This window comes from Bacillus sp. AC266 (assembly GCF_979253805.1).
Map to the genome: position 1 here is coordinate 539,631 of NZ_CEEDEC010000004.1, position 25,900 is coordinate 565,530.

At 34.6% G+C, this 25,900-nt stretch carries 22 protein-coding genes, 4 tRNA genes and 1 pseudogene; 2 read left to right on the plus strand and 25 right to left on the minus strand.

Annotated features, from left to right (window positions below):
• Nucleotides 1–37: 37 nt before the first annotated feature.
• The 7 genes from AC0IXC_RS19675 to AC0IXC_RS19705 form a co-directional block, all read right to left on the minus strand.
• Nucleotides 38–1,675 (minus strand): recombinase family protein, encoded by a 1,638-nt coding sequence (locus tag AC0IXC_RS19675; RefSeq protein WP_471653173.1) that lies wholly within the window; start codon nt 1,673–1,675, stop codon nt 38–40.
• A gap of 245 nt (nt 1,676–1,920) precedes the next feature.
• Entirely contained in the window at nt 1,921–3,678 is a 1,758-nt protein-coding gene (locus AC0IXC_RS19680; protein ID WP_471653174.1) for a DNA primase family protein, read from the minus strand.
• 14 nt (nt 3,679–3,692) lie between these two features.
• Nucleotides 3,693–4,154 (minus strand): hypothetical protein, encoded by a 462-nt coding sequence (locus tag AC0IXC_RS19685; RefSeq protein WP_471653175.1) that lies wholly within the window; start codon nt 4,152–4,154, stop codon nt 3,693–3,695.
• A 19-nt stretch (nt 4,155–4,173) separates the two neighbouring features.
• Complete coding sequence (locus AC0IXC_RS19690; protein WP_471653176.1) at nt 4,174–5,955, minus strand: DNA polymerase; 1,782 nt, start codon at nt 5,953–5,955, stop codon at nt 4,174–4,176.
• A gap of 286 nt (nt 5,956–6,241) precedes the next feature.
• Entirely contained in the window at nt 6,242–7,249 is a 1,008-nt protein-coding gene (locus tag AC0IXC_RS19695; protein WP_471653177.1) for a hypothetical protein, read from the minus strand.
• 126 nt (nt 7,250–7,375) lie between these two features.
• On the minus strand, nt 7,376–7,576 hold the full coding sequence (locus AC0IXC_RS19700; RefSeq protein WP_471653178.1) for a hypothetical protein: 201 nt from the start codon (nt 7,574–7,576) through the stop codon (nt 7,376–7,378).
• A 153-nt stretch (nt 7,577–7,729) separates the two neighbouring features.
• Nucleotides 7,730–8,032 carry a hypothetical protein gene (locus AC0IXC_RS19705; protein WP_471653179.1) on the minus strand — a complete coding sequence of 101 codons (303 nt, stop codon included), beginning with the start codon at nt 8,030–8,032 and terminating at the stop codon, nt 7,730–7,732.
• 968 nt (nt 8,033–9,000) lie between these two features.
• On the opposite strand from AC0IXC_RS19705, the gene AC0IXC_RS19710 reads away from it, so the two are divergent.
• Nucleotides 9,001–9,756, plus strand: a complete 756-nt coding sequence (locus tag AC0IXC_RS19710) for a sigma-70 family RNA polymerase sigma factor (RefSeq protein ID WP_471653180.1) — start codon at nt 9,001–9,003, stop codon at nt 9,754–9,756.
• A gap of 150 nt (nt 9,757–9,906) precedes the next feature.
• Here the strand turns inward: AC0IXC_RS19710 and AC0IXC_RS19715 are convergent.
• Both AC0IXC_RS19715 and AC0IXC_RS19720 read right to left on the minus strand, forming a co-directional pair.
• A pseudogene (locus AC0IXC_RS19715) lies at nt 9,907–10,145 on the minus strand (IS3-like element ISBt2 family transposase); the annotation flags it as partial.
• Between the two features lie 112 nt (nt 10,146–10,257).
• Nucleotides 10,258–11,220, minus strand: coding sequence for a DNA adenine methylase (locus AC0IXC_RS19720; protein ID WP_471653181.1), 963 nt, complete (start codon nt 11,218–11,220; stop codon nt 10,258–10,260).
• Between the two features lie 55 nt (nt 11,221–11,275).
• On the opposite strand from AC0IXC_RS19720, the gene AC0IXC_RS19725 reads away from it, so the two are divergent.
• Entirely contained in the window at nt 11,276–12,118 is an 843-nt protein-coding gene (locus AC0IXC_RS19725) for a type II restriction endonuclease (RefSeq protein WP_471653182.1), read from the plus strand.
• A gap of 111 nt (nt 12,119–12,229) precedes the next feature.
• Here AC0IXC_RS19725 and rlmH read toward each other — a convergent pair whose 3' ends face one another.
• From rlmH to AC0IXC_RS19805, 16 genes are all read right to left on the minus strand, one after another.
• Nucleotides 12,230–12,709 carry a 23S rRNA (pseudouridine(1915)-N(3))-methyltransferase RlmH gene (rlmH, locus tag AC0IXC_RS19730; protein WP_471653183.1) on the minus strand — a complete coding sequence of 160 codons (480 nt, stop codon included), beginning with the start codon at nt 12,707–12,709 and terminating at the stop codon, nt 12,230–12,232.
• Between the two features lie 59 nt (nt 12,710–12,768).
• Nucleotides 12,769–12,954, minus strand: a complete 186-nt coding sequence (locus tag AC0IXC_RS19735; protein WP_044438334.1) for a CxxH/CxxC protein — start codon at nt 12,952–12,954, stop codon at nt 12,769–12,771.
• A 53-nt stretch (nt 12,955–13,007) separates the two neighbouring features.
• Complete coding sequence (locus AC0IXC_RS19740) at nt 13,008–14,195, minus strand: S1C family serine protease (RefSeq protein WP_002035000.1); 1,188 nt, start codon at nt 14,193–14,195, stop codon at nt 13,008–13,010.
• Nucleotides 14,196–14,258: 63 nt separating this feature from the next.
• Entirely contained in the window at nt 14,259–15,053 is a 795-nt protein-coding gene (locus tag AC0IXC_RS19745) for an MBL fold metallo-hydrolase (protein ID WP_002130181.1), read from the minus strand.
• Nucleotides 15,037–15,873, minus strand: coding sequence for a two-component system regulatory protein YycI (locus AC0IXC_RS19750; RefSeq protein ID WP_098635886.1), 837 nt, complete (start codon nt 15,871–15,873; stop codon nt 15,037–15,039). The genes AC0IXC_RS19745 and AC0IXC_RS19750 overlap by 17 nt, the downstream gene beginning before the upstream one ends.
• On the minus strand, nt 15,854–17,191 hold the full coding sequence (locus AC0IXC_RS19755; RefSeq protein WP_159147364.1) for a YycH family regulatory protein: 1,338 nt from the start codon (nt 17,189–17,191) through the stop codon (nt 15,854–15,856). Before AC0IXC_RS19755 ends, AC0IXC_RS19750 begins: the two co-directional genes overlap by 20 nt.
• Nucleotides 17,188–19,023, minus strand: a complete 1,836-nt coding sequence (walK, locus tag AC0IXC_RS19760) for a cell wall metabolism sensor histidine kinase WalK (RefSeq protein WP_002143958.1) — start codon at nt 19,021–19,023, stop codon at nt 17,188–17,190. Before walK ends, AC0IXC_RS19755 begins: the two co-directional genes overlap by 4 nt.
• Before the next feature lie 3 nt (nt 19,024–19,026).
• Nucleotides 19,027–19,734: a cell wall metabolism DNA-binding response regulator WalR gene (gene walR, locus AC0IXC_RS19765; protein ID WP_000971867.1), complete on the minus strand. Its 708-nt coding sequence runs from the start codon at nt 19,732–19,734 to the stop codon at nt 19,027–19,029.
• Between the two features lie 282 nt (nt 19,735–20,016).
• Nucleotides 20,017–20,089, minus strand: a tRNA-Phe gene (locus AC0IXC_RS19770).
• A 41-nt stretch (nt 20,090–20,130) separates the two neighbouring features.
• Nucleotides 20,131–20,206: transfer RNA gene (locus tag AC0IXC_RS19775), tRNA-Asp, on the minus strand.
• 22 nt (nt 20,207–20,228) lie between these two features.
• Nucleotides 20,229–20,300 (minus strand) — tRNA-Glu (locus tag AC0IXC_RS19780).
• A gap of 13 nt (nt 20,301–20,313) precedes the next feature.
• A tRNA-Lys gene (locus tag AC0IXC_RS19785) sits at nt 20,314–20,389 on the minus strand.
• 154 nt (nt 20,390–20,543) lie between these two features.
• Entirely contained in the window at nt 20,544–21,833 is a 1,290-nt protein-coding gene (locus tag AC0IXC_RS19790) for an adenylosuccinate synthase (RefSeq protein ID WP_002034994.1), read from the minus strand.
• A gap of 215 nt (nt 21,834–22,048) precedes the next feature.
• Entirely contained in the window at nt 22,049–23,410 is a 1,362-nt protein-coding gene (gene dnaB, locus AC0IXC_RS19795) for a replicative DNA helicase (protein ID WP_002016457.1), read from the minus strand.
• Nucleotides 23,411–23,437: 27 nt separating this feature from the next.
• A complete protein-coding gene (gene rplI / locus AC0IXC_RS19800; protein WP_002130186.1) occupies nt 23,438–23,884 on the minus strand; it encodes a 50S ribosomal protein L9 in 447 nt (148 codons plus the stop codon).
• Entirely contained in the window at nt 23,881–25,854 is a 1,974-nt protein-coding gene (locus AC0IXC_RS19805; protein ID WP_002016460.1) for a DHH family phosphoesterase, read from the minus strand. Before AC0IXC_RS19805 ends, rplI begins: the two co-directional genes overlap by 4 nt.
• Nucleotides 25,855–25,900: the final 46 nt, after the last annotated feature.

Consider the following 25,900-nt stretch of genomic DNA (forward strand, 5'->3'; position numbering starts at 1 on the left):
TCCATAGATACTATACCATAAAATGTAATGAAAATTTTTATATTGCTATCAAAATTGAAAAAGGAGCGGGGAACCCATCTACAGATAAGTCTCCTGCTCCTAATTTTAACTCTTGAAGAACATCATTGTTCAATTTTAATTGAATACTTTCGATTGTACGATCTTCGCTAATGGTAACTTGACGAATTAGCAAATGTAATAACCGTTTTCGTTGCTCCCTAGTAAGTGCTTTTTTAAATGCTTCTGCAAACTTCTCAAATACCGCTTTAACTTGCTCATACCGCACTTCTGTAATCATTGAGTTACGAAGCTGTTCCTTCAATGGCTCAAGGGATGCTTTAATTGTATTCATCTGTTGCTCTATTACTTTTGATTTCTCCACGTAACTAGATTTTGAAATCATTTCATCCATATAAGCTTCCCACGTTTTATCTAACTTTTTCTTAAGCTGTTCCACTTCTGCCACAAAAAGATCATGCTCTTTTTGTATTGGTTCATATACAGCTGATTGCCTATCGTTAATTCTATCAACCAACCCTTTAATAAGTCTTTCACCATTTAATAATGTAGCAATCTTATTTAATACATAAGGGTCTGCATAGTCTGTCCTAATACCATTTGAGCGACAAACATTTGTCCCTTTGTTTTTCCATGCACCGCATACATAGTATTCAAGTACACACTTTTCACCAGATTTTGTTCGATTCGTAGTACGTCCAATTACCATACCAGCCCCACATTGAGGACAACGCATAATACCAGTCAAAGGAAACTCTCCGTCATGAATACGATTCGGCTTGCAAGAACGCTCCTTATAAACTTTTTGAGCTATTTGCCATGTTCCTTCTGAAATAATTGGTTCATGGTGTCCTTTTACAATGATTGGATCTGGATTAATATTATTACGTCTTTTCTCATTCCAATCTCTGCGTACATTGTAACGAATATAGCCTGCATAAACAGGATTAGTGACGATTATTTTGATAGCATTTAAAGAAAACATCTTATTCATCTTGGTACGATACCCTACCTTATTAATCGTATTAGCAATTGCTTTATAACCATGACCAGTAGTATACATTTGAAAGATTTTTCGAATAATATGCGCTTCACATTCATTGATAACCAACGAGGTGTTTTTGCGCTTTTTGCTATCTTCTTCAACTTTCATTACATCGTAACCAAGTACATGACCGCCATTCCATTTACCTTCTTTAGCACGAGCTATCATGCCCATCTTTACATTTTCTGCAATATTGTTTCGTTCATACTCTGCAATAGCGGCCATCATTTGAAACTGCAGTTTACCTGTAGGAGATTCTGTTTCGTATTTTTCTGTATATGAACGAAAAGCGATATTTTTACTATTTAGTTTTTCGACAATATTCATTAAGTCTAGACTTTTACGTGCTAGACGGTTCATTTTCCAGACTAATACTACATCAAACTTTTTCTCCTCAGCATCAGCAAGCAATCGTTGAACTGCTGGACGACCCGAAATATTCTTGCCACTAATGCCACGATCTACGTATTCATCATAAACTTCGTAGCCCTCGCGTTCACAAAATTCATTTAAAACACGAATCTGTTCATCAATACTGTAACCTTCTTCGGCTTGTTCAGTAGTAGATACCCGAGCATAAATAGCAGCTTTTCTACTTTGAAGGGTTACCATCTGTCATCATCTCGCTTTCATTTAGTAAGTATGTTTCGCACATCTCGGCTAATATCAATAGTACTGCTTGAGTTGTTTCCATTACATTACCCCCTAGAGCTAAGATCAAATTTATAATATATATTTAAGTATTGTATAAAAACAATGGGTGGCGTAGGTGGCATCGAGTTAAAAAAATTCTTTAAACAAATTTATTAATGTATTTAGATTCAGCTAATAATTTATTTTCAACGCCACCTTCAACACTATCTAAGCGAAGGTACTACATCATTTTCAATGCTCTTTATATCAGTTCCAATTAGTTCGATACCTTCAAAAAAATAGAGCCCTTTAATTTTAGGCTCCCTTATTTCATGCCCTTTGAGTAATGCTTGATGTTTCAATTCTTCAAGCATATATTGTCTACTTGAAATACGTGAACCTTGGATACAGTTCTCTTTGCACCATAATTTATAATTATCATATATCCTAGAACGTATGACTTTTGCTCCTTCTTTAAACTGAATACGATCTTCGATATAACTGATTACAGGATTTTGATTCCGCTTATAATCTTCTAAAGCATTATCACTAGTCCTACTTGAAGTCATTTTAAAATCATTTTCAAACAGTCGTCGTAATCCCTGCATTGAAAAATTAAAGATTCCTGGTAGCTCATCTTCCAATATTTTCTCAAGATTTGGATCCATATAAGCTACCCCATCCACGGGTAGCTCACCCTGCTTTAACTCCACAAATTTTTTATTAAACGGGACAATTGTTAATCGTCTTAAGAAAGCATCAGTAGTGTCTCGACAATCCATCATTTTATTTAATAAAATAATTAATTTGATATAAATAGTCGTTGTATAAGAATCCTTGTTTTTCTTTTCAACAGACAAGGAGTCCCCGGAAGTAATTAACTTGAAATTTTCAGTAGTAAAATCGCCAGAAAACTCATTTTCACCAGATATATTTACCAATTTTCCTGGGAATTCTTGTAGTCCAAACCGATCTTGTAGTTTCTTTAAACCCACACTAGACACATTTGACTCACCCATTAATTTTCTGATGGTTTTAGATAAGACCGATTTACCATTAGAACCCTTTCCAATAAAAATAAATGCTTTCTGCATCTTAATTTCCTTCAACCACAGATAACCCATAATTTCTTGAATTAACTGCTTTCTCTCCATATCCCCTTCAAAAACTTCATTAAGAAATCTTTCAAATCTTGGACATTTGGCAGAAGGAATATATTTGTAATGCAATTGATTTATAGAATAATAATCAGAAGAGTGCGGATGTAACTGCGTCGTCTCTAAATTGAATAATCCATTTGGAAAATTAATCACAGAAGGATTGGGATCAAATTCAAATACAAACGGAATTTCATTTTTTAAAGCTGCTATATATTCAGTCTCTAAGTTTTTTCTCCATAAGCTTTCGCCTGCTTCATTTAATATTTTTCGACATAGAGATTTCAAGATATTTTCTTTCAATGGAACATACACACCCTGTCCGGTATAGCGAAAAATTTCCCCTAATTCTGTTTGCACAAGTTCCAATCGTTCCAGTACATATGTTGCAAAAGTATTTGCATCAAACTGCAGTTTACCTTTTTCATTCAAACTTAATCCACGTTTTGACCAACGGTACTTGCTTTGAATTTGTTGTAAATGCTCCCATGGATTAAGAAACTCTAAATCATTTACAGATACATCGAATTCAAATGCAGCAAGTTGCTCATATGAATATAACTTAGGCGATTCGTTCATATTGAAATGATTTACAAATTGGCTTTTATCTTCATCTAAAGCCTCAAACACTACTTTTTGATATTTACTAATCGTATATGGAAAAGCTTTCAATAATTGAACAAACACCTTTAATTGTTGCTCAGTAAAATTCTTAATGTTGTATGAAGCTCCTTTTAAAAAAGGAACTTCATACGCAAATAAATTCAATGAATCTTGAGCATCGTACTTCATATAACTATCAATGTGATTAGATTGTTTTATCATAATAAACCTCTCCCCTAAATTGTAATACTTGGATCAAATTGGTTAATGTCTAGAAGGGTGATATTTTCAATATTGGCATACACACCTTTTTCTGTTTCATTGTGTACTACTATGATTTCTGCCACTGAACCAATCAATTCATTTACAAAAAATCCGTCACGACTATCACGCCCTAGAAGATTAGACAAATATTTCACATATAGGGAGTTGTCTGCTACTGATTCCCAACATTGCACTCTTAATTCGACAGGTCCATCATTAGTAATAACCTCAAATATCACTTTCACTCGATTGTTAATACCATATTTCGATGGCTGATTTTTTTCATAAATAGCAGTAACCACCACCGCTATATAGGAACCAGGTGCTAACTTAGGTACATACTTTTGTTGCGGTACAACCTCTGCCACTTCTGATTTATTTTGATTCGCCTTTTGTAAGGCTTGCATTAACGCTAAATTATTAGTAATTGCCATCCTTTTTCATCCTTTTCTATTATTTAGTCCAGTGATCTGAAATTTTAACATCTATACAAATAGGAATACTATGAATTAAGACTTGCATACCCTCACGCATCACTTCTAAGAGCAGTTTTTTTGCTTTTTCTGCATCTTGCTCTGGTACTTGTAATACAATTTCATCATGAATAGCTGCAATAAGTTTCCAATTAGGTAGCATAAGTGATAGCAAGAGCCCCAATGATTCTTTAAAACCTTCTGCACCCGTTCCCTGAATTGGATAATTGTAACGAGCAATTGCCCCTTCTTTTAGCATAATGTTCTCGTTAGACCAGTAACGCCCACCTAAAGTCGAAATCATTTCAGCCTTCAACATACGATCCTGATAGCGGATAACTGCCGGATATAAATTAAAATAACGATTACGAAATATTTCCGCTTGTTCTAAAGAAATTTCTACACCTGTCGCAGTAGTAATTTTCTTTTGTAATCCATGAGCAGTCATTCCATATATCAGTCCAAAATTTACAACTTTTCCAATCTTTCTTTCTTCAGGAGTTATTTCATGCTCCTTGTTATAATTAAAAATTGCTCGGGCAGTCTTTTCATGAAGATCCTTACCATTATGAAGAGCATCGATAAGTTCATGATCTTGTGTAATTTCTGCCAAAATACGAAGTTCAATTGTACTGTAATCAGCTATTGCAAATATAAAATTATTCGGCGCCTTCACAAATTTCTTTGCTTGTGATGGTAATCCTTGGAGGTTTGGCTGTTTACAACTCATACGAGAAGTATCAGTTCCAATCAATCTCCAGTTTCCATAGACCCTACCATCACTATGGATTTTGGAGCGTAGCTTTTCTCCATAAGTAGAAATACGCTTTTTCAATCGTTTATACTTACAGAGTCGAACGATGATTGGATGTTCTGCTTCATACTTTACTAGGTCTTCTTCTTTTGTTGATGGAAGTAAAATACCGATTTTCTCAAAAGCACTTAGTACTTGTTTTGGTGAAGATAAATTCAGCTCTGGCATAGCAAAAAAATTAAGAATTTCCTGCTCAATGCTATCTTTCTCTTGCTTCATATCATCCAATATACTTTGCCACCCTTGATAATCAAACGGAATACCATTCAGATTCAATTCAATGATAGCAGGTAATGCACGGATTTCCCGATCAAGTACTACATCCAGACTTCTTTCTTGTATAGCCTGGATTAAGTGATGATAAAGCATAAGGGTTACTTCTGCATCCCTCAGGGCATAATTTCTATGCTCCTCTGTCAATTCACCTTGCCAATTGGATTCACTTTGAAGTTGCTTATCTAATATAATTCCTAGGCATTCTAATGCAAGAGCTTGTAATGAATTTACAGATTTTGTAGTATTATGTACTATTTGAGCCATAATCATGGTATCAGTGTAATTTTGAACAAAAAATCCTTTTGCCTTCAACCAAGCCACATCAAACGCTGCATTGTGGAATACCTTTAGTACTTTGTCATCTGCTAGTATAGCTGCCACCTCTGCAACATTTTGGGTCACACTAAATTTATGCTCGGAGTAAATACTAATTAAACGGATTTCTCCATCTAAAAAGTGCTTGGAAGATGTTTCAATGTCTACTGCAACAATGGTGGTGGGGGTGGCAGGCTTTTTTAATAAATACAAGGCATTTTGTTTGTGTAACTTTAACTTGGTTAGGGTTGATAGCATTTGTTCATCAGGTTTATAAGCTACAGTACTGGGATCCAATCGAATTGAGTCACCTAAAACCGTAACATTATATGCCTCTTGTACCTTTTTCAAAATCATAACGATTCCCCCTCATATTCGGTTATCAATGTTCGATGTAAAACAACTTACAATACTTGATGTAATCTACAAGTATTATAATTACATATTTCAAAAGCTACCCGGGTATCCCGTCATAATAACTTTGATACATCCCTTCTTAACATTGAATACCACGTTAAGATAATCTTGTAATTACTTATTAGTGCTTTACAATTCATATCATCTCATAACATGCAAATAACTAGGGTGTCTCCAAACAACAATTTTGATACACCCTAAAAAAGAGAAATAGCGATTTCTCACGCTATTTCTCCTCTTTAGGATTTTTAAAATCCGCAATTATTTCTTTTAATACATCACTCTCTACAGTTGATACACTTGGGGTCCTTTTTTCTACTTTCAAATTCTCGTCATACTCTTCGATTGCCTTTTGCAAAACATCGTATGCTGGTATTAATCCCTTTGCATTGGCATAATCTCGCTCCATACTAAGTTCAAAATATTCATTATCCTCATAGCCCGATTTTCTAAATTGCTTTAATGCTGCAACTACTTTTTTTACTGGCATATTTAATTTATCTGATAAATCTTGCAATGTATCTTGAACAATTTCGGACTTGCTTTGTTTTGGATCAATTAAATCTTTAATTATTAATTTATCTAAGTAAATTTTCCCTGGATATAGCTCATTTTCCAATGCGGCTACATCTGTATTCTTTACTTCTTCCAAGCTTAAATTTACTATCTCCTCTGTTCGAATTTCTGAAAAAATCCCTCTTATTCTTTCAACTTTTTTACGTAGCTTCATCATTTCTTCTATATAATATAGGTGGATAATTTCATTATCTGAAGCATTAATCATTTCCTCAAAATCAGGTAAAATCAGTTTTTGCAAATACTGATTCAGTTTCTGGCGCTGATTAAAAGTAATCAATTCCACTTTGGCTAAATTAGAATTTAATATTGATGCTTCCTCTATTTCATTTTTTAAGATCCATGTTATGCATGTAGTCAATTCATCTAATATTTTAAGATTTCTTTCCTTAGGATGTTGTTTCATTAGCTTTCCATATTCTTTATGCTTACACAAAATAGACTTGATAGCCTCTTTTGATCCAACTTTAAATTTATAACTATTATTACTTTTAAATATATCTTCATCTATTCCAACCGCATTAACTACTTTTTTAAAAAACTTACAGTTATTCGGATTTTCACTCTTTATGATTGCAGGTTCTACCTCACCTACGCCATCCTCTTCCATAATCAGTTCCTTTGTAATTTGATACATGTTAATTATTTCTTGCACCATTTCAATTCCCCCTATGCTAACGTTATTGGATTCGAGCAATAACTATTATTAATTAATATCAATCAAAAAAAATAAAAGTACAAGAGGCAATTCAAATTAAAATTGATGCCCCCTATACCATTTCCTCTAACTGGCCATAAATTTTAAGAATGTCATATATACTGCATTATACTCAGTTCCCCATGCTTGACGTATATCCTCTGGATCAAGAATCCTATAATGTGAAGTCAAAATATGCTGCTGCAACTTCCATTCCCTCTTTTGATGTTTATTTATCCACCACACTTTTCCTCCCAATGTTTTTAAAGGCATATTAAGAAACGTCATCCTACTTACTCCCTTCTTTCTAATAATCAACTTTCATTTCAACAATAAAAAGGAATAATACCCCAATTGATATTATTCCTTTTTATTGTTCGATTTACTGTTTGTATTTGATTGCTTCATTACTACTTCTAACAACTTCATCCATAATTGTATCTACTTTATTTTTTCCCAATCAACGACTTCTAAATTTTTCAGCCAAATTATATATAGGCGCTCTTTTGTAGATGGATGAATAGGAACAATCGACATCAAATCAGTCAAATTTTTATCTGTGAAGATCATTACTTGAAACAAACATGGATCCGGTAAACTTTCATAAACAACCGTTGGAAATAAATCTACATCTAATTCATCTCGATACTGTTCTATGTTCTCCCAGCCAACCTCTTCTTCTTTAGCCACTACATTAAATTTGTACTTTATTGTATTACAAAACTCTTCTAATTCTAAATCCATTATTATCGCCTCCTAAAAATTAAAAAGAAGTTCAAGCACCATTGATTAGTGCTTGAACTTCTTTCATAGTTATAATATATATTCAAAATTCCAACTAATACGATTAAACACTTACTTTTAATGTTCGAAGAAATAAATTCGACTTCTCAAATGAAAAAGATATGCATTCCCTTTTAACTCATACCCATTTAATATCATGATTCCCAGAGAATAAAAAAGCTAGTTTAGACTAGCTTTTTACTTTTTTATAATATTTAATTATTTGTTAATCGATTCTCTCCATTCCATCATATCAATAATTAGTTCGCTAAAATCTTTATTGAATGGATAGTTCTCTGATAGCTGATCCGAATGATCCCTTTCTAACCTTTCCCACTCCTCACTCAAATGAGTAAGAGCCGTTATACATTCATCTAATAATTTTTTAAAGTTATTCCTATATTTTCTTCCCTTCCAAAACATACTTTCATACTAAATTAATTATAATAAACCACCCCCATTTTTGATATGGTTCAGCTTTATCTTTTTCAAATCAACGGCTTCTACCAAGTTGGATACAACCGCTCTTGTGATAGCTTCTTGAATACATTTCAAGTTTTCTACCACAGACCCTTTTATTTCAACTCTTTCAATTTGTTGAAAATAAATTTGCAATCCCTACAGCATCGTATTCCAATTTAGAAAGGTTATTAATCCTTTTTGTATGACTTTTCTTACTTTAATTCTTTTCTAATTTATTGCTCATGTTTTCCAGCTCCCTCTGTTAAATATAAAACCCACCTTCCTTAATAGATAATAGGAAGATGGGTTTATTGAATTCAAATTAATAATATATATTTGAATATTTCTTTTAAAACGGAAGCGCTAATTCATCTTTGCAACTTATATATTAAAATGATAAATTTATTAAAATAGGTTAGACTAGATATGACTTTAAATTTGCAGTTGCAACACAAGGAGTAATTTGCATGAAAACTATAGAAAAAACTAATGAAATGTTGGTAGCAGATTATCAGGAATATAAATCCGAACAATTAGTTGAAGAAATTCTTAAGCGAAATAAACCTTTAATAATAAAAATAGCTAAAACTTGCATGCCCAGGGAAAGGCAAGACCTTTTTTATGAAGACCTTATTCAAGTTGGATATACTGCGCTATTAGATGCTCTTGAAAGTTATGATACTACACAAACTTACTCTAAATTTATCAGTTATGCTGGCAATTTGATTACCTGGAGAATCAAACGAGAGATTGGTAAGATATACAAACAATCTAATGGAATGGGAGTTAATACTGTTCACAACGTCTTTAAAGTGAATAAAACTAAAGAGTTTTTACAAATAGAATTAAATAGGGAGCCTACGAAAATAGAAGTAGCCACTCGTATGGATATTAGCGTTAAAGACATAGAATTAATTGAAGAGAAAGCATTAACTTTAAAGTCTGCTTCTTTAAATCAAACAATCAACGGTGAAGATACCCAATTAATAGATATTATTGAATCTAAGTTCAATAATAATTTTCAGGATTCTATAAATTCTAAAATAGATATGAATAGAGCATTATGTTTTTTGAATGAAAATGAAAAATCTTATGTCCGTTATTTTTTAAAAGGTTTTAATAATATAGAGATAGCTAAAGAAATGGGACTTTCTCGACAAAGAATAGGGCAAATAAAAAAATCAGCATTTCAAAAGCTTAAAAATATTCTTAGTGAAAGATAATTTCTTCACTCCCAGTATTAGAGAAGTTTCTATAAGAATATTTAGAGATAGAAACATCAACATATTTAAAATTGTGTTCATAATTATACTTACCCGCTAATATCTCTGGTGAGTATTTTTTTATATTACTCACCACATCTTTGCTTTTTAATATTTATTTTCTATCAATTCACTTAGCTCTTTTGGCCCTTTTTCATGAGAATATTGTTTTCCTACAGGTTGTTGAAAACAATAACTTTGATCTGTACGATACCATTTCACCCATTTCTTAATTTTAGAACAATTTTCAATTCCAAGTGTCTCCATAATGATACGATTTGAATAACCATCCTTTTTCATCTCAATCACTTTCCACTTATTTCTTCTGGGTAATGTCCCCTTTCCTTCAAATGAAAAACACCTCTGTTGAATTTGCATACTTAGTATGCGAATTCAGGAGGTGTTTCTTTCATGTACCACTATTCGGGTTCACTTCATTATATCACTAGCTCTTTATTGGAATTAAATAAGCTCCATCTGTTCAAAACGTAGATTTTCTTGTTGCACTTGTTTTTCTTCATCATTATTATCCCCTCTTATTGGAATTTCATTTGGATTTCCAGTAAATAGATAGTCTGGGGACATGACTAAAGCTTCATTAATCTCGTTTCTTAAATTTTCTGTTGCTCCCATGTGATAGAAGTGGCCTTTTGTGATGACTTCACCATTCCATTGCTCAAGATAATCATTCGTTCTAAATTCACTACTAGCCCACATAGATAAGGCATAGCCTGAATCCAGTTTTTGAGTGATTCTAGCTAAATCATTTGCGTCCTCTTCTGACCATTGATTATAGTAATCTGCAAACCTTCCAATGTAAGGGGGATCTAAGTAAACAAAATCTCTAGTTGTCAAATCAGATAACGTTTCCCTCCAATCTTGATGAACAAAAGTCCAATCCTTTCCTTGCATAATTTCGGAAACCCAACCAACTTGATTAGCTATCTTGGTGATATAAGCTTGTCTAAAGCGCTCTGGTTTTTTGCAAAAAGGTACATTAAATCCACCTTTTTTATTGAAGCGCATAACCCCATTAAAACAAGCTCTAGATAGAAACAAAAAATCCAATGCATTGGGGTTTTCATTGAATCTTTTTCTAACTTCATAATAATAGCTACTTGCATCGACACCTGTCTGTTCAAGTTGCTGTCCCTGTTCATATAAATATTCCCTGACTATATCAGGGGTAATATTTCCGTTTTGTATTTGTTGGTAAAAATTAATAATATGTGGATTACTATCCCCAATTAAAGCTCTTTCTGGTTGTACATTGAACAAGACGACACCGGAACCTAAAAATGGTTCTACCCACCGTCCTTCGCCATTCCAAGATATATTGCTGGTAATAAAGTTTATTAACTTTGATTTAATCCCTTGGCATTTAATTGGAGGGATTCTTACATGATTTATTTGTAAAGGTAACATACACTTTCTCCTTTTTATGGTAATATAGTCATATACTAATGGTAGAGGTGATAAAATGTCAGGCACTCTTAATCAATTTAATTTTATTGATGAATTCTACAAAAAAGTAGCTGAAATGAATATTGATTGGAATATTAAAGGGTTAATTGGAAATAACAATCAAGTTTATGCTATTGGAAGTGATTCTAAACTTTTAGGTAGAATATTTGAAATTATTGCTGCTCCGGTTATTAAGGAAATCGCTGAAGAGCATGGTTACATGGTAAGAATTCCAGAGAAACAAAATACTTATCCTGACTTTACATTAATGAAAAATTTAGATGATACCGAGAAAATTGCAATTGATGTAAAGACAACATATAAAGAAGGTAATAAAAGACTAAGCTATACTCTCGGCTCCTTTACGTCTTATCTTAGAAACAATACAAAAAACATTGAATTTCCTTATACTGAATATAAAGACCATTTTGTGATAGGTTTCTTATATGAAAGAAACGCAGATGCAGAAGAAGGACAAATAACATCCTACGAAAATATTTCAACGTTAGATTATCCATACTCAAATGTTGAGTATTTTGTACAAAAGAAAATTAACATTACTGGTCAAAAGAAAGGAAGCGGTAATACCGATAACGTTGGTTCAATATCCGTCAGAAACCTGCAAGAATTTAAAGATGCTAATGGCCCTTTTGCTGTTTTACCTGAAAGTTTATATCTACATTACTGGAGAAATTACCCTAAGTACACTCAGGCTAGCAAACATTATATTGATTTAGCGACATATTTTGAGTGGTTAGAACTAACAATACGTAATGAAGATGACCCTACAAAGTTAGAAGAGCTTAGGGATTTATTCAACTATAAACCAAACTTTCTCGATTGGCATTCTCACCAGTAAGTAATTATAAAAAGGACAACGAGAAGAGGTTGTCCTTTTTATATTTTAACATATTTAATACTGTCTTACCTTTACCAATATTCAACTCTTTCTTTAGTGGAAAAACCTCATTTACTTATGATACGGTTCACCACGATTAATCCGAAACGCTCTATACACCTGCTCAAGCAATACTAATCGCATTAATTGATGTGGTAATGTCATCTTCGAAAAAGAAAGAGATTCGTTTGAACGCTTCATTACTTCAGAACTAAGCCCCAGTGATCCACCAATTACAAATGTGATCTTGCTCTTTCCATATGTAGCAAGGCGATCTATACTTACCGCAAATTCTTCTGATGATTTTTGTTTTCCTTCTATAGCTAACGCAATGACATGCGTATCATCAGAAATTTTATCCAGTATACGAATACCTTCTTTTTCTTTTACAATTAACATTTCTACTGCACTTAAATTTTCTGGTGCCTTTTCATCTGGCAATTCAATTACTTCTACTTTTGCGTAAGAAGATAATCGTTTTAAGTATTCTGCTATACCTTGTTTTAAGTATTTTTCTTTTAATTTTCCGATTGAAATAATCGAGATATTCACATTTATTCCCCACCTTACAAACACGTTATCCACAGGACTTATCCACATATCCACAAATGTTACCCACATATTGTGTGAGAATCTGTGTTCGATACAACATATGTCGCCTCATTTTGACAAAATTCACATGTTTTTTTCTCTCCTTTAGAGTTATCCACATTGTTAATAACCGGTGCGACTTCACACTCATCCACAATGATATCTAATGCTAATTCAACATGTTCTAAACAACAAGGTAAATTCATATTCCTCACCTCACTTTTCTACAATAGAAAACAGGAGGTAGGCCCTCCTGTTTTTAATACTTTTGAATGCCTAATTTCACCGTTGTTGTCGCTCGTTTTGTACCACGATAAAACGTAAGAGTCATTTTATCATTAATTTTTTTATTATATAAGGCCGTGCGGAACCCAATAATATCGTGCACCGCTTTTCCATCTACCGCCACAATAACATCATGTTCTCTAAGACCCGCATCCGTACCTGGCGAAGGACTTTTCACATCTAAAATGCAGACTCCTTCTGTTACGTTACCTGGTAAGTGTAATGTTTTTGACCAATAGTAACTCGGAATCTCATTTAATGATCTTAGTTCAATCCCAACGTAAGGTCTTCTTACTTTACCGTACTTTTCTAGTTCATTCATAATAGGAACAGCTCTCGTAACTGGAATAGCTAATCCAATTCCTTCTACTTCTTTTGCTGCAATTTTCATTGAGTTAATACCTATTAATTGTCCCGCTACATTTACAAGCGCTCCACCACTATTACCTGGATTAATTGCCGCATCTGTTTGCAATACTTCTACTTGCCAATCGTAATGTCCATCTTGATCTAAATCTACAGGAACAATACGCTCATTAGCCGAAATAATACCTTGTGTGACAGTTCCGGAAAATTGTAACCCCAGTGGATTTCCAATCGCAATAACTGGTTCTCCTCTACGAACGGTATTAGAGTCGCCAATTTCAATCACTTTCTTCACATGCTTCGCATCTATTTCTAGTACAGCTAAGTCAGTGACTACATCGGTTCCTAATACTTTACCTGGAATTTTCTTACCGTCACTTAAGCTCACTTCAATACGATTCGCCCCAGCAACAACGTGGTTATTCGTTACAATATACGCATGTCCATCTGTTCTCTTATAAATCACACCAGAGCCTGTACCAGCTTCCGAATCAGCCTCCGAAAAATTGTCTCGTTGAATATTAATAACACCAACAACAGCCTCTGAAGCACGATCCACAGCGTCTACAAAGCTAATCTGTTTAACAGGAACATTTCCACTTTGAGCTTCAGCCATATTTTTTTCACTTGCTTCAGCTTGCGGAAGCTTACCTGCATGATTTGAAAATAAAGGAGCTCCAAATGCAAATAATGAAGCCCCTACAATTGTCCCCGCTATGCTAGAAATGACAATACCTTTATGTTTCTTTTTGCCTGCACGTTTAATACGATATTTTTCTTCATCAATAAAGGACATATTTGTTCACCTATCTTCCTGAAAACAACTATATTCACCTTTATTGTTTACTAAAATGAAGAATTATACGTATTGAATTTTCGTAGGCATTTTTTGATCCGTATCATGTATTTCAAAGGATTTTCCAACCCCAAAACCTTTTTCTTCTAATACTTGTGATACAGACATACGCGCTAATTCTTTCATGTTATTATCTAAGCTTAAATGCGCTAAATAAATGTGTTTTGTCTCATCTGTAATAACATCAGCCATCGCTAATGCAGCGTCCTCATTACAAACGTGGCCAACGTCGCTTAAAATACGTCGCTTAATGCTCCATGGATAGCGTCCCATACGAAGCATTTCCACATCATGATTGCTTTCAAACACGAAAGCATTTGCTCCCTTAATAACACCTTTCATACGGTCACTTACGTAGCCCGTATCTGTAATAAGAGCTAACTTTCTATTATTGTTATGAAAAGCGTAAAACATCGGTTCCGCCGCATCATGAGAAACACCAAATGATTCAACTTCAATATCCCCAAATGTTTTCACGTCTCCTACTGAGAAAATGAATTTTTGATCAGTTGGGATATTACCTATTAAATGTTCCATTGCATTCCATGTTTTCTCGTTCGCATAAACAGGTAAATCATATTTACGCGCCAATACACCTAATCCTTTAATGTGATCACTATGCTCATGTGTTACAAGAATACCTGATATGTCATTTATATTCAGTTCAGCTTGTTTAAATAAAGCCTCTGTCGCTTTACCACTTAAACCTGCATCGACAAGCAGTTTTTTTTCATCTGTTCCTACATATAGCATATTCCCTGTACTTCCACTTGCAAGTACACTAAAATGCATGCTCATTCTTTCTCACTCCATTATGTTCTTCCGGCACTTGAGTTTCCCCTAATTCCATAACTTGTCCTTCAATTGCATTCACAAAAAAATCCTTTTTTTGTTCTGTCTTTAAGTTCCATGTTGGAGCAAGCACTTGTATATTAGAAGAAGACTCCGCAAGAGTCGCATATCCAATCTGCGCCTCTTTCACGTGCGTATTTTCTGCAATTTTATTTTTCAAATATATATTTTCTAAAGCTATTTGAGCAGTAATAATTTCTTGTTCTTTCGTCTTTTCGCTTTCGCCCATTTCCTTCAAATCCGTTAACATTGTTTGTGTATACGAAATAAGCTCATTTTTTTCATTTAAATCTACAACAATCATCGCACGATTATTGTAGAAGATTGGTTTATCTTTATACTTTTGAAAGAAGTAAATTTTTGAGTCCTTTATTGCTCCAAACTCATATTTTTGTCCATCCAGCACATAATTTTTCAAAAACTCATTATACTTATCTTTTGACAATGATTTTGTATTTAAAAAAGGCTCTTTTAATTTACCCTCTATTTGATATTCGTCTTGCACATGCGCTGTCTGATTTTTTAAAGATTGCACATCTTCTTCTTTGAAACTCTTATTTTTCGCCATTATAAATGACTCTTTTTTCGGTTCTTTAGGAAAATTTCCCATAGTAATTTTTTCAGCTTTTAATTGTTGATCGATTTTCGTTTCCGTCACAAGTTCTAATTGATTACTATCTTGCTTTTGAATGAACTGAAAGATAAGAAAGAGGTCTAAAACAAAAAAGGTCACAATAAATATGGTCTTAATTCGATCCCAATCCATTTAGTCCCCCCTCACTCCACTCATATATTTGTTGCTTACCATCTTCTTCACATTTTACATACCATATCGGCTGTAAGACAGCGATTCTCGCATCACTGATGGACGGTTCCAATGACATTTTATAACCAATACCAACATCCTGAATTGATTTTTTATCAATTTCTGGATTATTCTCTAGTGATGTCATCACTGTACGACCTGATGCGAGAGAAGTTGTTTGTTGTTTACTAGGCAAAGTAATACTGAACTCAAAAAAGGGTCTTTCATACTGCATAATTTCACCTGAACCCCATACTTGTTTTAATTCCGCTATTCCATTTGCATTAAATACAGGCAAACCATCCTCATATAAACGGAATGAAGTTTTCCTCCCATTAATATAATCAAAACGATAGGACTTCAAGGATCCACTATGCCCACTTACAAAGTCAAAACTTTTTTGTAAAATTACCGCATTATCCGTAGATTTATCACCATGTACAGCGGAATTTTTATATTTCAACATTGCATCCGACTTATCAATTTCCATAGAACGGATGCCATCTGTAAATGTTTCCTTTGTTTTCTCAGAAATAGGACTTAAATAACGTGGATCACTAAATAAAGCATTTTTAAATGGATCCACTTCTAGTTTAGCTGTAATATACTCTGCCTTACTTAATTCCGTAATTCCCTCTGGTAAAAAAAGTTTTTTTGTATCATTTATTTGATACTCAAAATATGGTCTTGCTACTGTTATAAGTTGATTTTGAGCATTTATAATATCCTTTATATAAGCACCACTTAATGTTGCTTGATATATTTTATGAGGAGTATCATAGGAAACAAAGCTAACTTTAATTTCTTGATCCTTACTTCTAGAAGGATCAATTATAATACGATTAAAACTTCTGTTACTTTCTATGTTTTTATCTTTAATATTAAACATATTTTTAATCGTATCTAACGGGATATTTGTAGGAAAAACAAATTCAATTTTTTCTTCTCCGTGTACATAAGACAGAAAATCACCTTTAGGGACTGTCCCCGTTATTTCCTCGAAATTATGTAATTCTCCGTTTTCAAGAATTTTATAAATCGAATCCATATTTTCCTTCTTTTCGCTTACATAATGATTTTTCTCTTTATGAATAACGACAGAGGATGGGCGAACAACCTCCGAAATCTTTATCGTATTTATCTCTTCGTTACCTTGAACGAACTTTGTATTTTGCATAGAAGTAGAATCAGGAACATATGTCCACAAGTTAAAAGTAAGAAATAGACTAATGACAACCAAATTAATTAGAACTATCGTTTTAAAGTTTTCCATACTCATTCCCAATCGTCCTCTTCATCTGTCGCCATTGGCAATGTGAAATAAATAGTTGTCCCTTTTCCTTCCTCACTTTTCGCCCAAACCGAGCCGCCATGTGCCTCAATCATTTCTTTCGCAATGGCTAACCCAAGACCTGTACCACCCATTTGTCTCGAACGCGCTTTATCTACACGATAAAAACGTTCAAATATTTTATCTACATTTTCTTTCGGAATTCCCATTCCTTGATCACTCACACTAATCTCTAATAACTCCCCGCGGTCACGTAGGCGATATGTTACTGTACCACCTTCTGGCGAATATTTTAGTGCATTGGAAATAATGTTATATAAAACTTGTGTAATTTTGTCTGTATCCATATCAATAAATCGAGATTTTTTAGAGAAAGATCGTTTGAAGCTTACATTTTGCTCTTTAGACATTTCAAAACGATCGATAACGTTATTAAAGAAATCAGTAAAGTCAACCCATTCCTTCATTAAGCGATGTTCTGTGCTATCTAGTTTAGATAGTTGTAACAATGCATTTACAAGCCTGATCATTCTTTCCGTTTCTTCTTGTGTAACTGTTAAAAATTGCGGTGCAATATTGGGATCTTGCCATGCTCCATCAGTAAGTGCTTCTAAGTAACTGCGCATCGTTGTTAACGGCGTTCTTAACTCATGAGATACGTTCGCAACAAACTCACGGCGCTCTTGTTCTATCCGCTCCTGCTCTGTTACATCATATAATACAGCAATTAAACCATTTGCCTTCCCTGTTTCTTTTTGAATAACAGAGAAACTAGCACGTAAAATATATGGTTCATTTCTCGTACTAAAATCTAATAAAACTGAATCCGGCTCTTCATATAAATGATCCAGTGTAAATTCTTCTTGTATTCCTAGCACTTCTAAAACTGATTGATCTAGCGCCGTTTCACGCGAAACATTTAACATCTTTTCCGCAGGATCATTTAATAAAATGATATCCCCTTTTCGATCAGTAGCAATTACTCCATCTGTCATATGTGATAAAACAGATGATAATTTTCGTCTTTCACTTTCTGTGGAGGAACGAGCTTGTTGTAATTTTTTAGATAAATTGTTAAAAGATAATGCTAATTGTCCAATCTCATCGTGACTATGCACCTTTACTTTTCGCGAATAATTTCCTTTCGCCATTTCAATTGCTTGTCTTCGCATATCTGAAATTGGTCTCGTAATTGTTTGAGCCAATAAAATTCCAAGTACAGCTGTTACTAATAAAGCAATTACTGTACCCGTTGCGAAAATTTGGTTGATGTCCTTCATTTGTTTATACACATCTTCCATAGATGCAACGATATGAATGACACCAAGTACCTCTCCGCCTGGATCTTTTAGAATAGGGGTAATCATAACTTGAACTCGATGACCTGTATTTCCATCTTTCTCAATCTTTGACTCTGGTTTCTTTTGTACCATTACCCGTTGTACAGCTGTATCTGCTGACGTTCTTCCTACCTTATTTTGCTTAGACCCGTCTGAAATTGCCATTAATTTTTTAGTAGAATCAATTACACTTACTTCTTGAATATCTTTCTTACGATCTGATGCAAATTTTTGAATCGAATCATTAATAGCTTTATCTACTGATTCTGTTTTAGGACGTTCTTTTACAAACTCTTGCTTCAGGTTATAAGAAAGTAGATTTGTTTGCTGCGTTAAGGAATCTTGAAAGCCTTTTACAAGGCTTTTTTCTAATTCCCTGACGAAATATACACCAATTACTTGCATTGCTATTAATATTAACAGCATATATATGAGCACAAATTTTAAATGAATAGATTGAAAAAAACCAACTTTCTTCATATACTATTCCTGTTCTGGGTCACGCAAGTAATACCCTACCCCACGTCTAGTTACAATTAAAGTAGGATGACTTGGATTATCTTCAATTTTTTCGCGTAAACGACGTACTGTTACGTCTACTGTACGTACATCTCCAAAATAATCATAACCCCAAACTGTTTGTAATAAATGTTCACGAGTCATAACTTGACCTAAATGCTTCGCTAAATAATGTAGTAATTCAAATTCACGATGTGTAAGCTCAATGCTTTCTTCACGCTTTGTTACACTATAAGCGTTCGAATTGATAACGATTGGTCCAATAACCATTTCGGTATTTTCTTCTTTCTCTGCAGCACCACCCTGCTGATGGCGACGTAAATTCGCTTTCACACGAGCAAGTAACTCCCTCGTACTAAATGGCTTCGTTACATAATCATCTGCTCCAAGCTCAAGCCCTAATACTTTATCAATTTCAGAGTCTTTTGCTGTAAGCATAATAATTGGCATTTCTGAGCTTTTACGTATTTCACGACATACCTCTAAACCGTCTTTTCCCGGTAACATAATATCTAATAAAACCATATCTGGCTGTTCTTCATTTGCTTTTTCAATCGCCTCATCACCATCATGCGCCATTACAATTTCAAAACCTTCTTTTTCTAGGTTGAACTTCAAAATATCCGCAATTGGCTTTTCATCATCAACTACTAAAATTTTCTTTCCCATCATCGTCTATTTCCTCCTTATAAAAATATGATCAATAATCCTCAAACATATTGGTGTTTCTATAGTATGTTCCTATATGACAACAATCTTAGTCTAAGTATTTCTCCTCTATTCTCATAGACTCATGTATCATCCACTTTTACACGGAATCCTATACGATCTATAGAAAAACCTCTAGCTTCAACTGCTAGAGGCTCCTCATTCTATTGTAAAATAACTACCCACATTTGTAAAACTGGACAAAATAAAAAGGATATTAAGTGGGCCCACTTAATATCCTGAGAGTGGCTCGGGACGGAATCGAACCGCCGACACGAGGATTTTCAGTCCTCTGCTCTACCGACTGAGCTACCGAGCCAAAACTATATATAAAACCACTAATGGTGGTATAAACAAAAGTGGCGGTCCCGACCGGGGTCGAACCGGCGATCTCCTGCGTGACAGGCAGGCATGTTAACCACTACACCACGGGACCAAAAATGAACATAAAAAAAACATGACCCGTACGGGATTCGAACCCGTGTTACCGCCGTGAAAGGGCGGTGTCTTAACCACTTGACCAACGGGCCACGAAAAATAAAATGGTGAGCCATGAAGGATTCGAACCTTCGACCCTCTGATTAAAAGTCAGATGCTCTACCAACTGAGCTAATGGCTCATACTCACCAACGTCATATTTTCGTGACGACAAGACATATCATAACATGATGTCTTTCATTTTTGCAATACCTTTTTTTATTTTTTTATAAAAAATAAGAAAAAACTCATAAAAATATGAGTTTTTTCTTAAAAAAATCAATTTTTTATATCAATTAAGCTTCGTATACGTTACGAACGATATTTGTTTGATTACGATCTGGTCCAACCGAGAACATAGATAATTGGATTCCTGTTAATTCAGAAACACGCTCTACGTATTTTCTTGCATTTTCAGGAAGCTCATCCAATGATTTCACAGCAGTAACATCTTCTGTCCAACCTGGAAGCTCTTCATATACAGGCTCACATTTCGCTAAAATGTTTAAGTTAGCTGGAACTTCATCGATAACTTCGCCATTGCATTTGTAAGCAACACAAATTTTAACAGTTGGAATACCTGTTAATACATCGATAGAGTTTAATGATAAATCTGTTAAACCACTAACACGACGTGCATGTCTTACAACAACGCTATCGAACCAACCTACACGGCGTGGACGACCCGTTGTTGTTCCGTATTCACGACCAACTTCACGAATTTGGTGACCGATTTCATCATTAAGTTCAGTAGGGAATGGACCATCACCAACACGGCTTGTATATGCTTTACATACACCTACAACGCGAGTAACTTTCGCAGGACCAACTCCAGTTCCAACTGTTACACCACCAGCAATTGGGTTAGAAGATGTAACGAACGGGTACGTACCGTGGTCGATATCAAGCATAACACCTTGTGCACCTTCAAATAATACACGATTATTGTTATCTAGTGCATCATTTAATACGACAGATGTATCGCATACGTAATGTGCGATTTGTTGTCCGTATTCGAAGTACTCTTCAAAGATTTCTTCTACGCTGAAACCTTCTGTATCGTACATTTTTTCAAACAAACGATTTTTCTCCACTAAATTACGCTCAAGCTTCTCTTTAAATGCTTCACGGTCTAAAAGATCAGCCATACGGATACCAATACGAGCAGCTTTATCCATATATGCAGGACCGATACCTTTTTTCGTTGTACCAATCTTGTTATCACCTTTACTCGCTTCTTCTAATTCATCTTGTTTTAAGTGATAAGGTAAAATAACGTGCGCACGGTTACTTACACGTAAATTATCAGTACTTACACCACGATCGTGTAAGTATTTCAACTCTTCAAGTAATGCTTTCGGATCTACTACTAAGCCATTTCCGATTACACAAATTTTCTCTTTATAGAAAATACCAGATGGAATTAAGTGTAATTTATATTTAACTCCGCCGAAAACAATTGTATGTCCCGCGTTATTTCCACCTTGATATCTTGCAACTACTTCCGCATGCTCAGAAAGAAAATCAGTGATTTTACCTTTTCCTTCGTCGCCCCATTGTGTTCCTACAACTACTACTGAAGACATTATTAAAGCACCTCCGCAATTTTCAAACGATCTATTCAAACAATATAATTGTACCAAAACAGAAAGAGAAGTCAACCAAAAAACGAACATTTTTTTATCGAAAAACGTTTTCGTTCGTAAGAATTACATATTCACCTTATGAAAGCCCTATCTTTCATATAAAAAAAAAGAAACACATCTTATTATAAGAAATGTGTTTCTTTTTTATACTGCCTTTATGCGTGCGGTGCATGTCCATCCTCAAAGCGGCGTTCTAAGTTGACGAATTTATTAAATTCCTTAACAAACGCAAGCTCTACTGAACCTACCGGACCATTACGTTGCTTTGCAATGATAATTTCAATTGTATTTTTATTTTCTGTTTCACGATCATAGTAATCTTCACGATATAGGAAGGCTACAATGTCAGCATCCTGCTCGATACTTCCTGATTCACGAATGTCAGACATCATCGGACGTTTATCTTGACGAGATTCTACACCACGAGATAACTGCGACAAGGCAATAACAGGTACTTGCAATTCACGTGCAATCCCTTTTAATGTACGAGAAATCTCAGATACTTCCTGCTGACGGTTTTCTCCTGATTTCCCACTTCCTTGAATAAGCTGTAAATAGTCAATCAAAACCATCCCAAGACCTTGCTCTTGCTTTAATCTACGACATTTTGCTCGAATCTCATTTACTTTAATCCCTGGTGTATCATCAATATATATACCAGCATTAGAAAGGCTACCCATCGCCATTGTTAATTTCGCCCAATCATCAGAAGTTAATGAACCGGTACGAAGTCTTTGTGCATCAATATTTCCTTCTGCACAAAGCATACGCATAACAAGCTGATCAGAGCCCATCTCTAAACTAAAAATCGCTACATTTTCATCAGTTTTCGTCGCTACGTTTTGTGCGATATTTAGTGAAAATGCAGTTTTCCCTACCGATGGACGCGCCGCCACGATGATTAAATCATTTCGCTGAAAACCTGCGGTCATCTTATCTAATTCAGTAAATCCAGTTGGTATCCCGGTAACTTCACCCTTTTGATTATGCAAAAGTTCAATTTTATCATAAGCATCTACAAGAACATCTTTAATGTTTTGGAATGCTTTTGCATTTGTTTGGTGAGATACTTCTAATATTTTTTTCTCAGCCTCATTTAAAAGGCCATCCACATCATCTTCTCGCTCGTATCCATCCGATACAATATGAGTCGCCGTTCGAATTAAACGACGTAAAAGTGCCTTTTCAGCGATGATGCGTGCATAATATTCTACGTTAGCAGCTGTTGGAACAACTTCTGCTAACTCTGCTAGATAAGAAACCCCACCAACTTCTTCTAGTAATCCTTGATCAGCCATCGCTGATGTCATTATTACTAAGTCGATTGGTTCTCCCTTATCAGACAACCCAAGCATGACTTCAAAAATCTTTTGATGTTTCGTTCGATAAAATGAGTCAGGTACCAATAGTTCCGATGCTGACGTTAACGCATCCTGATCAATTAATATGGCACCTAAGACTGCCTGCTCAGCTTCTATATTATGCGGAGGGGTACGATCAGCCATTACATCACTCATGCGCAATCCTCCTTGCTTAATTTATTTTTATTGTTCACTAACATGAACTTTTACTGTTGCTGTTACTTGCGGATGCAATTTCACATTGACGTTTGTATAACCTAATGCACGGATTGCATCATCCATTTCAAATTTACGTTTATCAAGTTTAATCTTGTGTGACTTTTGCATTACATCTACAATTTGTTTACTCGTGATAGAACCAAATAAGCGGCCACCTTCTCCAGATTTCGCCTTTACTTCTACAGTTAATTTCTCTAATGTTTCTTTCAGCTCTTTTGCATTCTCAACTTCTGCTGCTGCATCTTTTTCCTCTTTGCGCTTTTGAGCATCTAAAGTTTTCATACTGCTGTTTGTCGCTTCGGCAGCTAACCCCTGTTTTAGTAAGAAATTATTTGCATAACCGTCTGGTACGTTTTTTATTTCTCCTTTTTTACCTTTACCTTTTACGTCTTTTAGAAAAATTACTTTCATGATTGTGTGCCTCCCTGTAAATAGTCATCAATAACAAATCGAAGCTTCTCCTCCGCTTCATCTACTGTAACATTTTTCATTTGTGTGGCTGCATTTGTTAAGTGCCCGCCACCTCCTAAATTCTCCATAATTAGCTGTACATTCAATTCACCTAAAGATCTACCACTAATTCCAATGAAATTTTCTCCACGTTTTGCAATAACAAACGATGCAATGATACCTGTCATTGTCAATAATGTGTCTGCTGATTGTGCAATAAGTACTTGGTCATAATATTCATCACCATCAACTTTAGCAATCGCAATTCCATTTTTATAAATGTACGCATTTTTAATGGCTTTTGCAACTCGTAAATACTGACCCATATCTTCTTTTAAAAGTTCTTGTACAAGTACAGTGTCTGCGCCATGCGAGCGTAAATAAGAAGCGGCATCAAATGTACGAGCGCCTGTACGGAATGTAAAACTTTTTGTATCAACAATAATACCAGCTAACAATGCCGTTGCTTCTAACATTGTCATCTTTAAATTTTTCGGTTGATACTCAAGTAATTCTGTAACAAGCTCTGCCGTTGAAGAAGCGTATGGCTCCATATAAACAAGTAATGGATCTTCAATGAAATCTTCCCCGCGGCGATGATGGTCAATAACTACTACATTTTCAATCTTGTGTAACAGTTTTTCCTCCATCACCATTGAAGGTTTATGCGTGTCAACAACAACAAGTAATGAATCATCATTTGCAAATTCCATCGCTTGCCCTGGTGTAATAAAATGTGACCATAACTCTTCATTTTGTTTCACTTTATCCATCAAACGTTTGATTCCTTTATCAGAATCATTTTCATCTAATACAATATATCCTTTGCGCTCATTTAATTGAGCTACCTTTAAAATACCAATCGCTGCACCAATCGCATCCATATCAGGAGCTCTATGCCCCATTATAATGACATTACTGCTTTCTAATACTAAATCCTTTAATGCATGCGAAATAACCCTAGCACGTACACGAGTACGCTTTTCAACCGGATTCGTCTTACCACCGTAAAACTTAACTTTACCCGTTGCTTGTTTAATAGCTACTTGGTCTCCTCCTCGTCCTAATGCAAGGTCTAAACCAGATTGAGCCATCGCTCCAAGCTCTGATAAAGGTAAATCACCTGAGCCAACACCAACACTTAATGTAAGTGGTATATTCCTTTTTGATGTTTCTTCACGCACTTGATCCAAAATACTAAATTTCCCTTTCTCCATTTGCGCTAAAATACTTTCATTTAGTACAACGAAGAATCTTTCTGAAGATGCACGTTTCAAATATGCACCATACTTAACAGCCCATTCATTTAGACGTGACGTCACAAGACTTGTTATATTCGTACGTAATTGGTCATCTAATCCTTGTGTAACTTCATCATAGTTATCTAAATAAATAACAGCTAAAACAGTGCGTTGATCTTCATACATCTTTTCAATTTCTGTTTGTTCCGTTACATCAAAGAAATAAATTAGTTTTTCTTCTTTCCTTACAAAAACACGAAACTTACGATTATTTAAAGAAACTATATCGTCAGAAGTTTCCCCCTTAATAAAAAGGAGTAATGTTTCTGATACATCGTAAAGGTGCCAACCAGCTAATGCATGCTGCCCCAAACATGATGATAAATAAGGATTCGCCCAATCAATTCCATAATCCTTATTGTATAACAAAATACCAATTGGCATTTGGTTAAATGCTTCATTACTCACTTTCTTTACCCTTGTAATCATATCTGTCGTATGTTTTTCAAAATTCCTTTGAAAAGTAAGTTCGAATCGTATAACGAAAAAAAGTACAATACAAAAGATAAAGAAGGCTGATATCCCCATAATTAAATGAAAGTAACAGAGGAGTGAAATTAGCACGAATACAAAAAATGCCAATACGTAAACAGGATATAAAAACCACTGTTTCTTATAAAATTCAGGCATGTATACAACTCCTATAAAGTAAAACTAACTCACTTTCCAGTTAGTT